13 protein-coding genes are annotated in these 12835 nt (G+C 67.4%); 6 read left to right on the top strand and 7 right to left on the bottom strand.

Annotated elements, in window-relative coordinates:
- Positions 1-149 precede the first annotated feature (149 nt).
- Positions 150-1607, top strand: coding sequence for a DHA2 family efflux MFS transporter permease subunit (locus GR303_RS02495; RefSeq protein ID WP_161721818.1), 1458 nt, complete (start codon positions 150-152; stop codon positions 1605-1607).
- Positions 1608-1643: 36 nt separating this feature from the next.
- Positions 1644-2504: a dienelactone hydrolase family protein gene (locus tag GR303_RS02490; RefSeq protein WP_161721817.1), complete on the top strand. Its 861-nt coding sequence runs from the start codon at positions 1644-1646 to the stop codon at positions 2502-2504.
- A 127-nt stretch (positions 2505-2631) separates the two neighbouring features.
- Here the strand turns inward: GR303_RS02490 and GR303_RS02485 are convergent, their stop codons facing one another.
- The 5 genes from GR303_RS02485 to efp all read right to left on the bottom strand — a co-directional run bounded on the left by GR303_RS02485 (position 2632) and on the right by efp (position 7537).
- A complete protein-coding gene (locus GR303_RS02485; RefSeq protein WP_161721816.1) occupies positions 2632-3567 on the bottom strand; it encodes a Gfo/Idh/MocA family protein in 936 nt (311 codons plus the stop codon).
- Positions 3568-3607: 40 nt separating this feature from the next.
- Complete coding sequence (locus GR303_RS02480; protein ID WP_161721815.1) at positions 3608-4306, bottom strand: SAM-dependent methyltransferase; 699 nt, start codon at positions 4304-4306, stop codon at positions 3608-3610.
- On the bottom strand, positions 4303-5421 hold the full coding sequence (locus GR303_RS02475; RefSeq protein ID WP_246205322.1) for a Ppx/GppA phosphatase family protein: 1119 nt from the start codon (positions 5419-5421) through the stop codon (positions 4303-4305). Before GR303_RS02475 ends, GR303_RS02480 begins: the two co-directional genes overlap by 4 nt.
- A 113-nt stretch (positions 5422-5534) precedes the next feature.
- Positions 5535-6719 carry an aminotransferase gene (locus GR303_RS02470; protein ID WP_161721813.1) on the bottom strand — a complete coding sequence of 395 codons (1185 nt, stop codon included), beginning with the start codon at positions 6717-6719 and terminating at the stop codon, positions 5535-5537.
- A gap of 251 nt (positions 6720-6970) precedes the next feature.
- On the bottom strand, positions 6971-7537 hold the full coding sequence (efp, locus tag GR303_RS02465; protein ID WP_161721812.1) for an elongation factor P: 567 nt from the start codon (positions 7535-7537) through the stop codon (positions 6971-6973).
- 142 nt (positions 7538-7679) lie between these two features.
- Between efp and epmA the strand changes: the two genes are divergently transcribed.
- Positions 7680-8744 carry an EF-P lysine aminoacylase EpmA gene (gene epmA, locus GR303_RS02460; protein ID WP_161721811.1) on the top strand — a complete coding sequence of 355 codons (1065 nt, stop codon included), beginning with the start codon at positions 7680-7682 and terminating at the stop codon, positions 8742-8744.
- Positions 8741-9796 carry a lysine-2,3-aminomutase-like protein gene (locus GR303_RS02455; protein WP_161721810.1) on the top strand — a complete coding sequence of 352 codons (1056 nt, stop codon included), beginning with the start codon at positions 8741-8743 and terminating at the stop codon, positions 9794-9796. Before epmA ends, GR303_RS02455 begins: the two co-directional genes overlap by 4 nt.
- On the opposite strand, the gene arfB is transcribed toward GR303_RS02455, so the two are convergent.
- Positions 9793-10215 (bottom strand): alternative ribosome rescue aminoacyl-tRNA hydrolase ArfB, encoded by a 423-nt coding sequence (gene arfB / locus GR303_RS02450; protein WP_161721809.1) that lies wholly within the window; start codon positions 10213-10215, stop codon positions 9793-9795. The two genes, GR303_RS02455 and arfB, sit on opposite strands and share 4 nt — an antisense overlap.
- Positions 10216-10374: 159 nt before the next feature.
- Between arfB and GR303_RS02445 the strand changes: the two genes are divergently transcribed.
- Together GR303_RS02445 and GR303_RS02440 are read left to right on the top strand one after the other, a co-directional pair.
- Positions 10375-11301 (top strand): AEC family transporter, encoded by a 927-nt coding sequence (locus GR303_RS02445; protein WP_161721808.1) that lies wholly within the window; start codon positions 10375-10377, stop codon positions 11299-11301.
- Between the two features lie 105 nt (positions 11302-11406).
- On the top strand, positions 11407-11652 hold the full coding sequence (locus GR303_RS02440; RefSeq protein ID WP_161721807.1) for a hypothetical protein: 246 nt from the start codon (positions 11407-11409) through the stop codon (positions 11650-11652).
- On the opposite strand, the gene dprA is transcribed toward GR303_RS02440, so the two are convergent.
- Positions 11649-12833 (bottom strand): DNA-processing protein DprA, encoded by a 1185-nt coding sequence (dprA, locus tag GR303_RS02435; RefSeq protein WP_161721806.1) that lies wholly within the window; start codon positions 12831-12833, stop codon positions 11649-11651. The two genes, GR303_RS02440 and dprA, sit on opposite strands and share 4 nt — an antisense overlap.
- Positions 12834-12835: the final 2 nt, after the last annotated feature.

Here is a 12835-nt window from a genome sequence, read left to right as displayed (position 1 = left end):
GTGGACGGATAACGCTTTGGCGAGTTGGCACGGGTCCGTAGCACGGGGTTTCGACTTAGCAAAGGGGCCAGAGACGCGTCCCCAGAAGATCTGCAATGCGCCGTTTCACCCTTTGCATCGGGGTTACATGGCGCTAAGTCCGACGAGTCATGCGCCAATCCCGCCTTCTCCCGCTGATCATCGCGACGGCCCTGTTCATGGAGAACATGGATTCGACCGTGATCTCCACCTCCCTGCCGATGATCGCCCGGGACCTGGGAACGGAGCCCATCGCCCTCAAGCTGGCGCTGACCTCCTACCTGGTGAGCCTCGCGATCTTCATCCCGATCTCGGGCTGGATGGCGGACAAGTACGGCGCCAGAACCATCTTCACGGCCGCCATCGGCGTGTTCATGGCAGGCTCCCTGGCCTGCGCGGCCGCCAATTCCCTCGAATGGTTCGTGTTCTCCCGCTTCGTCCAGGGCGCCGGCGGGGCCATGATGGTGCCGGTCGGGCGCCTCGTGCTCCTGCGCAGCGTCGCCCGCAGCGAGGTGGTGCAGGCCTTGGCGACCCTGACAATCCCCGCCCTCATCGGCCCCATCATCGGGCCGCCGCTCGGGGGATTCATCACGGAATTCGCTCACTGGCGCTGGATCTTCTTCATCAACATCCCCATCGGGATCCTCGGCATCGTCTGCGCCGTGATGTTCGTGCCGAATATCAGGGAGGACGACACCCCGCCCCTCGACCTCATCGGGTTTCTGCTCACCGGCGTGGGATTCTCCCTGCTGATGCTCGGCTTCTCCACCAGCGGGCAGCATCTCATTCCGGCCGAGATCTCGCTCGGATGCACCGTGGTCGGGGCCGTCAGCCTGATCCTCTACGTCTTTCATGCGAGGCGCACCCCCTACCCGGTCCTGCATCTCAGCCTGCTCAAGGTGCCGACCTTTCGGGCGAGCGTCGTGGGCGGCTCCCTGTTCCGCATCGGCATCGGGGCGATCCCGTTCCTGCTGCCGCTGATGCTGCAGGTGGGCTTCGGCCTGGGTCCGCTCGCCTCGGGCTCCCTCACCTTCATCGCGGCCGTGGGCGCCCTGTTCATGAAGACCATGGCCAAGCGCATCCTCGAACGCACGGGCTTCCGACGGCTCCTGACCATCAACGCCTTCATCGGGGCCGCCTTCGTGGCAGCCAACGGGTTCTTCACCCCCGAGACGCCGCACTGGCTCATCATGATCGTCCTGCTGGTCGGCGGCTGCTTCCGCTCGCTCCAGTTCACCAGCCTCAACGCCATCGGCTATGCGGAAATCTCCAACCGGGAGATGAGCTACGCCACGAGCCTGGGAAGCGCCCTGCAGCAGGTCTCGCTCAGCATCGGCGTGGCCTTCGGCGCTCTCGTGCTGGAGACCGCCTCGACCCTCGACGGCACGCCCGGGATCACGGCGGCGGATTTCGGACCCGCCTTCTGGGCTGTCGCCGCCGTGTCGGCCCTGTCCGGCTTCGTCTTCCTGCGCCTCTCGGCCAATGCGGGCGCCGAGATGTCGGGCCACCGGGCCGTGGAGCGCAGGCCTCCCGCCACCGGCCTGGGCGACGGCACTACAAATCTCGGTGAGGAGGTAGAACGGCGATAGGATTGCTTTACCATGCCCTCCGGACCAGGAGGCACCATGGACCAGCGCATCATCGACCTCTACGACGACTTCACCCATGGCGGCATGAGCCGCCGCTCCTTCCTCGACAGGCTCGCGGCTCTCGCGGGCAGCACGGCGGCCGCGACGGCCCTCCTGCCGATCCTTCAGAACAACTACGCCCAGGCGCAGACGATCCCCGAGAACGACCCGCGGATCACGGCCGAGACCGTGGATATTCCAGGCGCGCAGCCCGGCCTCAAGGGCTATCTGGTGAAGCCGAAGGACGCTCAGGCCAAGCTGCCGACCGTGATCGTCATCCACGAGAATCGCGGACTTAATCCGCATATCAAGGACGTCACCCGTCGCATGGCGGCGGAAGGGTTCGTTGCGCTCGGCGTCGACTACCTCTCCCCCATGGGCGGCACGCCCGCCGACGAGGACAAGGGCCGTGAGATGATCGGCCAATTGAAGCAGCCCGACGTGATCGCCAACGGCAGGGCGGCGGCGGCCTACCTGAAGGGCCGCCCCGACAGCAACGGCAAGGTCGGCGCCATCGGCTTCTGCTGGGGCGGCGGCGCGGTGAACAACCTCGCGGTCAACGAGCCGAACCTGAATGCGGGCGTGGCCTATTACGGCGGTCAGCCGAAGGCAGAGGACGTTCCGAAGATCCAGGCCGCGATCATGCTGCACTACGCGGGCCTCGACGAGCGCATCAATGCCGGCATCGCGGCCTACGAGGCGGCGCTGAAGCAGGCGGGCAAGACCTACGAGATCCACATGTACGAGGGCGTCAACCACGCCTTCAACAACGACACCAACGCCGCCCGCTACGACAAGGCCGCCGCCGACCTGGCATGGCAGCGGACGGTGGCGTTCTTGAAGAAGAATTTGGCGTAGAGGCCATTCATAGCGTCATCCCGGGGCTGCGGAGCAGAACCCGGGATCGCAAGACGAGAATGGCGCTTTGTCCTGAGAACGATCCCGGATCGGCTCCGCCGTCCGGGATGACGCTTTAGAACGAGGATCAATCCTCGAACGCCTCCACCTGCACCCGCTTACCCACCATGAACGCATCGGCCACGAGGCGGAACGGGGCGTCGTCGACCTCGGAGTGGCCGATGGTCAGGAGGGCGTCGAAGCGCCGGTAGATGCCCTGGTACTCGGCAGGCTCCTCCTGCACCACCAGCCGCCCGCCGATCTCCAGGCAGCTGCCGCCATGGGTGAGCTTCAGGTGCATGCCCGCTTCTGTCTCCACCTCGATGTCCCAGGTCTGCGGCCCGGTCTGGCGCCAGTCGAACACCGCCTGAAGATCGCCCGCCCCATGGCTCATGGAGAAGGTCAGGTCGGCGGCGATCGGCGCGTCGCGGTTGGCCGGGAACTGCAGGGCCGAGGCCTTGATGAAGACCGGCTCCGGCATGATGCGGGTCACGATGGAGAGCGCGTTGATGCCCGGATCGAAGACCCCGAAGCCGCCCGCCTCCCAGATCCATTGCTGGCCCGGATGCCAGTGCCGCACGTCCTCCTTCCAGGTGACCTGAAGGCGCTTGATCGACCAGCCGGCGAGCGCCTTCTTGGCCTCCTCGACGGCCTTGTTGTACTGGGCATGCCAGGTAGTGAAGACCACCTTGCCGGTCTTTGCAGCAAGGGCCTTCAGATCCTCGAGTTCGCTTAAAGTGGCGGCCGGCGGCTTTTCCAGCAGCACGCTCTTGCCGGCGAGCAGCGCCTCGCGGGCGATGATGTGGCGGACCTGCGGCGGGGTGCAGATCGACACCGCATCGAGGTCGGGCAGCTTCAGGAGCTCGCGGTAGTCCTGGAAGGTGTGTTTCGCATCCTCATGCGAGAGCCCGCGCGTGCTCGACACGGCGAGAAGCTCGAAGTTGGGGTTGGTCCTGATCACGGGCAGATGCTGGTCCTGCGCGATCTTGCCGAGGCCGATAATGCCGATGCGGTGCGCTGCCATGGTCGAGGCTCCCTGGTATCCGAGACTTGAGTGGAAGCCGTCAGGCTTCAGGCGTTTCGTCCGCCCGTCCCCGGAAACCGGTCGCCAGCACGTAGAGTTCCGCCGAATCAGCCCGGCTCGCCGCCGGCTTGACGTGGCGCACCACGGCGAAGTCGCGCTTGAGGTCGGCCAGAAGCTGGTTTTCCGTGCCCCCCTGGAACACCTTGGCGATGAAGGCGCCGCCCGGGGCCAGGATCTCTCGGGCGAAGTAGATCGCCGCCTCGGCGAGGCCGATGATCCGCAGGTGGTCCGTCTTCTTGTGGCCGGTGGTGTTGGCGGCCATGTCCGACATCACGATGTCGGCAGGCCCGCCCAGCATCTCGATCAGCTTGCCGGGGGCGCTCTCGTCCAGGAAGTCGAGCTGGATGAACTCGACCCCGGGCATGGGATCGATGGGCAGGAGGTCGATGCCGACGACCCTGCCCTTCGCTCCGACCTTCCTGGCGGCGATCTGCGACCAGCCCCCAGGTGCCGCGCCGAGGTCGACGACGCGCTGGCCGGGCTTCAGGAGGTGGTACTTTTCGTCGATCTCGAGCAGCTTGAACGCCGCGCGCGAGCGATAGCCCTCGCGCTTGGCGCGGGCGACATAGGGGTCGTTGAGCTGGCGCTCCAGCCATTTCTGCGAAGACAGGGACCGCTTGTTGGCGGTCTTCACGCGCTGCTTGAGGTTGCGGACACCCGAACCGGACTTGGCACTCACCGTTGGCTGCCCCCTCGCCACACCGAATCCTCTCGCATCATCTTCATCAACATTCCTTCGCGCAGCCCGCGGTCCGCGATCCGCAGGCGTTCCGAGGGGAAGGCCCGCCGGATCGCCTCGAGAATGGCGCAGCCCGCCAGCACAAGATCGGCGCGTTCCTTGCCGATGCAGGGATTCTCGGCGCGCTGCCTGAAATTGGAATGGAGCAGGCGCTGCATCACTGTCGAGATCTCGCCGTGACGCATCCACATCCCGTCGACCCGGCGCCGGTCGTAGCGCGCAAGCCCGAGGTGAATGCCGCCGACCGTGGTGACGGTTCCCGAGGTTCCGAGCAGATGGAAGTTCTGCGCCCGCCCGGCCTGCGCCGCCACGAGGGCGAAGTCCATCAGCAGCTCCGACACCTCCTCCACCATGCCCTCGAAGCTCTCGGGCGTCACGTCGATGCCGCCGTGGCGCTCCGCCAGCGTCACCACGCCCACGGGGAGCGAATCCCAGGCACGGATGCGCTTGCACGGATCGTCGTAGGCATGGGGCGCCTGGCCGTCGAGCCATGCGATTTCCGTGGAGCCGCCGCCGATGTCGAACACGATCACCGAATGGGCCTTGGGATCCACCAGAGAGGCGCAGCCCGTCACGGCGAGATAGGCCTCCGTCTTGCGGTCGACGATCTCGAGTTCCAGGTCGAGCTCGTCGCGCACGCGCTCCACGAAGGCGGGGCCGTTCTCCGCGAGGCGGCAGGCCTCCGTCGCCACGAGGCGAGCGCGCCTCACATCCTTCGCCGCCATCTTCTCGCGGCACACGCTCAGGGCGTCGAGGGTGCGCTCGATCGCACCGTCGCTCAGGCGGTTGCCGAGGCCCAGCCCCTCGCCGAGGCGCACGATGCGCGAGAAGGCATCCACGACGCGGAAGCCGAAATGGGCAGGCTCGGCAATGAGAAGGCGGCAATTGTTCGTGCCGAGATCGAGCGCGGCATAGGTCCGGGAGGGGCGGCGCCGCGCCTCCGGCCGTCGGGGAGCGGAGCGGTCGAGCGCCCAGGACGAGCCGTTCGCCGATCCGCCCAGTGGCTCGGCAAGCCTGTCGCCTGCATCTGTCGTCGCGTCTGCCTTGACGGTCAAAACGATTCCCCGAGCATCCATCCGGATGCCTTGTCTCCTCAAGAGAGTAACCGTCGCCCCACCATCCGCCAAGGGTCGGGCCGGCAGAATGTGGTCTTGCCTCCGAGGAGGTATCAGAGCGTCAGGCCGCGAAAGCGCTCCGTCAGCCCGCTCAGGATATCCGCACCCACATTGGCGATGGCCACCCGCAGATGGCCCTCCTGGCCTGGACCGAAATAGCTTCCCGGCAGGCACAGAACGCCCCGCTCCGTCGCCAGCCTCTCCGCCACCTGCTGCGCTTTCGCCTGTGGGAACGGGTGGCTGAGATAGGCGAAATAGGCGCCGACCGACTCGATCCTCCATTCCGGCAGAGGCGCGAGCGCGGCCTGAAAAACCTGTGCACGCCGGTTGATCTCGGCCCGGTTCTCCTCGCGCCAGTCGCGCAGGGCGTCGATGGCCCAGGGCAGCGCGCCCTGCGCGGTCCGCGGTGCGCAGATCTGGATGCAGTCGAGAATCTTGGCAATCTGCTCGATGAGTTTCGCGTCCGCTGCGATGGCGCCGGTGCGATGGCCAGGGATCGCATAGGATTTTGAGAACGAGTAGAGCTGGATCACCGTGTCGCGCCAGTCCTCGGCGGTGAACAACCCGTGCGCGCGGTTCACACCCTGCGGCAGGAAATCCCGGTAAGTCTCGTCTATCACGAGATAAATGCCGCGCCGCCGGCAGAGCTGGGCGAAGCTCTCGATCACATGCGCGGGATAGACGGCGCCGGTCGGGTTGTTGGGCGTCACCAGCACGATGGCCCGCACCTTGCCGTCGATCAGCGCCTCGGCATCCTCGATGCGCGGCACGAATCCATGCTCCGCGCGGCAGGGCAGCGGGCGGGGCTCGATGCCCAGCATGTCGAGCGTCATCTGGTGGTTGAAGTACCAGGGCGTCGGCAGCAGCACCGCCTCGCCGCGATGGGCGAGAAGCATCATGGCGGCGAAGAAGGCCATGTTGCAGCCGGCGGTGACCGCAATGTCCCCCGGCTGGATGCGCCCCTCATAGAGGCGCGAGAGGTCGGCCGCATAAGCTTCTCTTAGGGAAGCATCGCCGTTGATCGGGCCGTATTGCGAGCCTGTGGGTGAGCCGGCGATGGCGGCCATCCGCTCCAGCAGGTCCGCATGGGGCGGGTTGCCCGGCACGGCCTGGGAGAGGTTGATGAGCGGCCCGTAGGACCCGTCATAGCGCCGGACCCAAGCCTGCGCTTCCGGAATCGGAGGGCTGCCGACATCGGCGACCAAAGGGTTGATAGGATTGGCGAAACCGCTCGTCATGAAACCGCTCGTCATGAAACCGCTCGACTTGGCAGAATGAGAAAGGGCAGGACGGCCGGTGAGCCTCCACCGAAACCTCCTGCCCTGCAAGGTCTGTTAGCCTTTTCACATACACCGACCTCATCCTGAGGAGATCGCGGAGCGACCGACTCGAAGGATGATCCAGTGAGCACTGGAGACGCCCTGATCGTTCGAGACGGACCTAACGGTCCTCCTCAGGATGAGGGCTTCGTGGCGCTGTTAGAGGACCCTCAGTCCTTCGCACGCTCCACGTAGGAGCCGTCTTCCGTCATGATCACGACGCGGGTGCCGGCGGTGATGTGGGGCGGCACCATGGTGCGCACGCCGTTGGAGAGCGTGGCGGGCTTGTAGGACGAGGAGGCCGTCTGGCCCTTCACCACCGGCTCGGTGTCCACGATCTCGAGGGTGACGCGGGCGGGCAGCTCGATGGCGATCGGAACGCCGTTGTGGGTCGAGAGCATCACGGCCATGCCTTCCTGGAGGTAGGGCTTCTGGTCGCCGATGATGTCCTCGGGCACGACCACCTGGTCGTAGGTCTCCGGATTCATGAAGTGGAAGCCCTCGCCGTCCTCGTACAGGAAGGTGTGCTCGCGGTCCTCCACGAAGGCGCGCTCCACCTGCTCCGTGGTGCGGTAGCGCTCGGAGACCTTCACGCCATCGGAGATGCGGCGCATGTCGAGCTGGGTGACAGGCGTGCCCTTGCCGGGGTGGATGTTCTGGGCAGTGAGGACCACATAGAGCCTGCCGTCGATGTCGACGACATTGCCTTTGCGGAGCGAAGAGGCGATGACCTTCACGGGAAGCTTTCCTTGTGACAGATAGGGGCGCGTCGTGAGGGTCGGATCGTCCTGCCCCCAGTGGCACCGAAAACGGATTTCGGAGCCGCAAGTAGCCTATCTTCGCGCAATTCGCCAGCCCGACCTCGCGGAACCCGTTGGAATGGACAAGCCCCTCGCCGCCCCCTCTCCCTGGTGGATGCCCCACGTCCATGCCGACCGCCGCCCCTTCCTCTTGGGCCGGAACCGGATCCAGGCGGCCCTGCGCGGCTTCTTCGCCGCCCGCGACTTCGTGGAGGTCGACACCGCCACGCTCCAGACTTCGCCGGGCAACGAGGCCCATCTTCATGCCTTCGCGACGGAGGCCATCGGCCTCGATGGCTCCCGGGCGCCCCTCTATCTCCACACCTCTCCGGAATTCGCCTGCAAGAAGCTTTTGGCTGCGGGCGAGAGGCGCATCGCGTGCTTCGCCCATGTCTACCGCAACCGGGAGCGCGGCCCCCTGCACCATCCGGAGTTCACGATGCTGGAATGGTACAAGGCCGGCGAGCCCTATGAGACCCTCATGCGGGATTGCGGGGAGATCCTGGCTCTGGCCGCCGAGACGGCGGGCACCCGTACGCTCCGCTATCGCGGTCGCGAGACCGATCCGCTCCGGGAGCCGGAGCGCCTGAGCGTGGCCGAGGCCTTCGAGCGCTTCGCCGGCATCGACCTCTTGGCCTCCATCGACCGGAACGGCGAAACCGACCGGGAGCACCTGGCCGCCAGCCTCAAGGCGGCGGGTCTGCGGGTGGCCGAGGACGATACCTGGGCGGACCTGTTCAGCCGGGTCATCGTGGAGCGGGTGGAACCCCATCTCGGCCTCGGGTGCGCCACGATCCTGGACGAATACCCGGTGGCGGAGGCGGCCCTCGCCCGCCCCACCGCCCGCGACCCGCGGGTGGCGGAGCGGTTCGAGCTCTATGCCTGCGGGGTGGAGCTCGCCAACGCCTTCGGCGAGCTGACCGATCCGGCGGAGCAGCGCCGCCGCTTCGAGGCGGAAATGGCCGAAAAGATGCGGGTCTATGGCGAAAGCTATCCCGTGGACGAGGACTTTCTGGCAGCGCTCGCCCACATGCCGGAGGCCAGCGGCATCGCGCTCGGCTTCGACCGGCTGGCGATGCTCGCCACCGGCGCCTCCCGCATCGAGCAGGTGCTCTGGGCGCCCGTGCCGGAGACGGGCCGATGAACGCCCCGCGCCCCCTGCGCACCCCGGCGGAACTCATCGAGGCCGGCCTCATCGCACCCGAGGATCTGCGGGAGATCGAGCGCGTGGCCGAGCGCTATGCCGTCGCCATCAGCCCCGCCATGGCCGGGCTGATCGACCGGGGCGACCCGAACGACCCGATCGCCCGGCAGTTCGTGCCCGATGCGGCGGAGCTGACCACCACGCCCGAGGAGCGGGGCGATCCCATCGGCGATCTGGCGCATTCCCCCGTCGAGGGCATCGTCCATCGCTACCCGGACCGGGTGCTGCTCAAGGCCGTTCATGTCTGCCCGGTCTATTGCCGCTTCTGCTTCCGCCGCGAGATGGTGGGGCCGCAGGGGCTCGGCACCCTGTCGCCGGAAGCCATGGACAGGGCCTTCGCCTACATCGCGGAGCACAAGGAAATCTGGGAGGTGATCCTCACCGGCGGCGATCCGCTGGTGCTCTCCCCGCGGCGGCTGACCGAGATCATGCGCCGGCTTTCCGCCATCGAGCACGTGAAGATCGTCCGCTTCCACACCCGCGTGCCCGTGGTGGAGCCGGAGCGGATCGATGCGGCGCTGATCGCGGCGCTGAAGGCGAGCGGCAAGACGGCCTACGTGGCGCTCCATGCCAACCATCCGCGCGAGCTGACCGCGGACGCACGCGCCGCCTGCGCCCGGCTGGTGGATGCGGGCATCGTGATGATCAGCCAGTCGGTGCTGCTGAAAGGGATCAACGACGATCCCGACACGCTTGCCGCCCTCATGCGGGCCTTCGTGGAGACGCGGGTGAAGCCCTACTACCTGCACCATCCCGACCTTGCCCCCGGCACGAGCCATTTCCGCCTCTCCATCGAGGAGGGGCGCGCCCTCGTGGCGGGCCTGCGCGGCCGGATCTCGGGCCTGTGCCAGCCCACCTACATCCTCGACATTCCCGGCGGTCACGGGAAGGCCGTCATCGGGCCGGATGCCCTTCGGGAGCATGCAGGCTGCCACACGGTCTCGGATTTCCGGGGCGGCGAGCACAGCTACCCGCCCCGGCATGAGGGTTAGTCGAGACCCAGCTTGGCGCTGCGGCCCTTCTTGATCTGGGAGCGGCGGCCCTTCGCCTCCAGCCGGCGCTTCTTGGAGGCGAGCGTCGGCCGCGTGGGCCGGCGCGGCTTCGGCCGCTCGGTGGCCTGCCGGACCAGCTCGACGAGGCGCTCGACCGCATCCTCCCGGTTGCGCTCCTGGGAGCGGAAGCGCTGGGCCGTGATGATCAGCACGCCGTCGTTCGTCATGCGACTGCCGGCTATCCGCTCCAGCTTCTCCTTCACGAAGTCCGGCAACGAGGGCGAGTTGCGCACGTCGAAGCGCAGCTGCACGGCGGTTTCCACCTTGTTGACGTTCTGGCCTCCCGGGCCCGAGGCGCGGATGAAGCTCTCCTGCAGTTCGGCCTCGTCGAGAGCGATGGAATGGGTCACCTGGATCATGGGGCCTCTGCTGGGCGAGGAGAAGGACAAGTGGAGCACCGTAGCCCAATTCCAATGCAAGCTTGACGGGCGCTTGTCGAGCGCCCCGCCAGCCTTTAAGCGGCTCCTGCGCACCGCTCCTGCCCGGCCGTTCCCTCCGGCCCCTTCCCCGGCTCGTCCATGTCCGCCGTCTTCGCCAGCCTGATCCCCACCTTCCTCATCATCGCCACCGGCTGGCTCTGCCGGTCGACGGGCTTCGTGAGCGAGCAGCAATGGTCCGGGCTGGAGCGGGTCACCTACGTGATCTTCTTTCCGGCCCTCATCATCGACACCCTGTCCCGCGCCGACCTCACCACCGTGCCGGTCCTCGGCGTCGGCGGCGCGCTCGTGGGTGCGATCCTGACCATGGCCGTGCTGGTGCTGGCGCTGCGCCCCCTGCTGGAGCGCCGCTGCGGCATCGACGGCCCGAGCTTCACCTCGATCTTCCAGGGCGCGACGCGCTGGAACACCTTTGTGGGCCTTGCCGTCGCAGGCAGCCTGTTCGGGCAGCGCGGCATCGCCCTGATCGCCGTCGCCATCGCGGCCATGGTGCCGCTCCTCAACCTGCTCGCCTTCTATGTCTTCATCCGCTTCGCCGGCCAGCCCCGGCAGAGCCCCTGGGCGATCCTGCGCTCCTTCGTGACCAACCCGTTCATCTGGTCCTGCGCGGTGGGGCTCGCCCTCAACCTCCTGGCCCCGCCGCTGCCGAAGCCGCTTGCCGCCTATATCGACGTCATCGGTAGGGCGGCGCTCGCGGCGGGGCTCCTCATCGTCGGAGCGGGGCTGGACATCCGCCGGCTCGCCAGCCCCGGCCTGCCGCATGCCCTCTCAGCCGCCTTGAAGCTCGTTCTCCTGCCGCTGACCGCCTGGGCCTATGCCGGTTCCGTCGGCGTTTCGGGCAGCGACATGACGGTCACCGTGATCGCCGCTTCCGTGCCCTCGGCCAGCGCGTCCTATGTCCTCGCCCGCCAGATGGGCGGCAATGCCGGGCTCATGGCCGAGATCCTGACGCTGCAGACCCTCCTGGCCCTGGTCTCGATGCCGCTTCTGATCTCGCTGCTTGGTTGACGATCGAAAAATTCTTTACAACCAAAGGTTAAATAATACATCTTGTATTGATTATGGTTGTGTTGCTAAGTAGGCAAATTGCAACACTGGGACAGTTTCGCCCTCATGACCAAAGCCCTGCGCCGTTCCGGGAAGGCTCCGTCCGCACAAGAGGATCCGCTGGCGACCGATGGCGACGCTTTGCACGATCTCCCCATGACGCAGGCCGAGACGGCCCGATACGTGGCGGAGTTCTCGGCGGAACTGTCCTACCTCGCCCGGCGGGCGAAGCTCGACCTCCTCGCCTATCTTCTCGACATGGCGCGGCTGGAGGCGATCCGGGCCGTGCAGGACGACGAGAAAGGGCCCTAAGGCCCGATCAGCGACACCGCGTTGCCCCCGTGGCGCTCGAGGCGCCCGGCGATCTCGAGTTCCAGGAGCGCCATCTGGACGGTGCGGATCGGCAGGCCCGACTGCCGGACGAGGTCGTCGATGGCAACGGGCGAGGGTCCGAGGAACGTGATCAGGCGCACCTCGCCGTCCCCTTCCTCCTCATCGAGGCCCGTTGCAGGCATGACCGGCCGGGTCGGCGCCGGGGCGATGCCGGGCAGGTCGAGTTCGTCCCAGAGTTCCTCGATTCCGATCGGGTGATGGGGTTCCTCGGCGTGGCGGTCCAGGCGTGGGCCCGAGGCGATCAGGGGCTCCAGCACGGCGGTGACATGCTCGATACCGGCGCAGAGAGTGGCGCCGTCGCGGATGAGGTCGTTGGTGCCCTCCGCCCGCGGGTCGAGCGGCGAGCCCGGCACGGCAAAAACCTCGCGCCCCTGCTCCAGGGCGAACCGCGCCGTGATGAGCGAGCCGGAGCGTCGGGCGGCCTCCACCACCACGACCCCGTAGGAAAGGCCGGAGACGATGCGGTTGCGGCGCGGGAAGTCGCGCCCGCGCGGCTCCCAGCCCATGGGCATCTCGGAGATCACCGCCCCGCCCTGCTCGAGAATCGCCTGCAGCAGCGGCTCGTTCTGGGCGGGATAGACCCGGTCGTGGCCGCCGGCCAGCACGGCGATCGTCCCGGTCCCGAGGCTCGCCTTGTGCGCCTTGGCGTCGATGCCGCGCGCCAGCCCCGACACGACGACATAGCCCGCCTCGCCGAGCTGCCGCGAGAGGCGCTCGGCGAAGGTCAGGCCCGAGGCGGAGGCGTTGCGCGAGCCGACGATGGCGACGGAAGGCTTGGCCAGCACCGCGGCGCTGCCGCGCAGGCCGATCAGCGGCGGCGCGGTGTCGATGGCCTGGAGGGTCTTCGGGTAATCCGGCTCGCCCATGGCGACGAAGCGGACGCCAAGGCGCGCGGCCGCCGCCATTTCCTTCTCGGCCTCGGCCCGGCTGCAGACCTTGAGCATGAGGCGCCCGCCGCGCCGGGCGAGGTCCGGCAGGGCGTCGAGGGCGGCGGCCGCGCCGCCATATTGGTTGACCAGGGCGCGGAAGGTGCGCGGTCCCACATTTTCCGAACGGATGAGGCGAAGCCAGTCGAGACGCTGCTCATCCGTCAGGATCATGG

Source organism: Microvirga arsenatis (assembly GCF_009910705.1).
GTDB classification, from domain to species: Bacteria; Pseudomonadota; Alphaproteobacteria; order Rhizobiales; family Beijerinckiaceae; genus Microvirga; species Microvirga arsenatis.
Note: the sequence above shows the minus strand (reverse complement) of the source record. Positions and strands in the feature narration are given on the sequence as shown.

Bases quoted from the DNA above. Each gene is read 5' to 3' on its own strand.
- GR303_RS02455 (WP_161721810.1), top strand. From the start codon at position 8,741: ATGAACGCCCCGCGCCCCCTGCGCACCCCGGCGGAACTCATCGAGGCC.
- GR303_RS02440 (WP_161721807.1), top strand. From the start codon at position 11,407: ATGACCAAAGCCCTGCGCCGTTCCGGGAAGGCTCCGTCCGCACAAGAG.
- GR303_RS02485 (WP_161721816.1), bottom strand. From the start codon at position 3,567: ATGGCAGCGCACCGCATCGGCATTATCGGCCTCGGCAAGATCGCGCAG.
- epmA (WP_161721811.1), top strand. From the start codon at position 7,680: ATGGACAAGCCCCTCGCCGCCCCCTCTCCCTGGTGGATGCCCCACGTC.
- GR303_RS02470 (WP_161721813.1), bottom strand. From the start codon at position 6,719: ATGACGAGCGGTTTCGCCAATCCTATCAACCCTTTGGTCGCCGATGTC.
- GR303_RS02490 (WP_161721817.1), top strand. From the start codon at position 1,644: ATGGACCAGCGCATCATCGACCTCTACGACGACTTCACCCATGGCGGC.
- GR303_RS02445 (WP_161721808.1), top strand. From the start codon at position 10,375: ATGTCCGCCGTCTTCGCCAGCCTGATCCCCACCTTCCTCATCATCGCC.
- arfB (WP_161721809.1), bottom strand. From the start codon at position 10,215: ATGATCCAGGTGACCCATTCCATCGCTCTCGACGAGGCCGAACTGCAG.
- dprA (WP_161721806.1), bottom strand. From the start codon at position 12,833: ATGATCCTGACGGATGAGCAGCGTCTCGACTGGCTTCGCCTCATCCGT.
- GR303_RS02495 (WP_161721818.1), top strand. From the start codon at position 150: ATGCGCCAATCCCGCCTTCTCCCGCTGATCATCGCGACGGCCCTGTTC.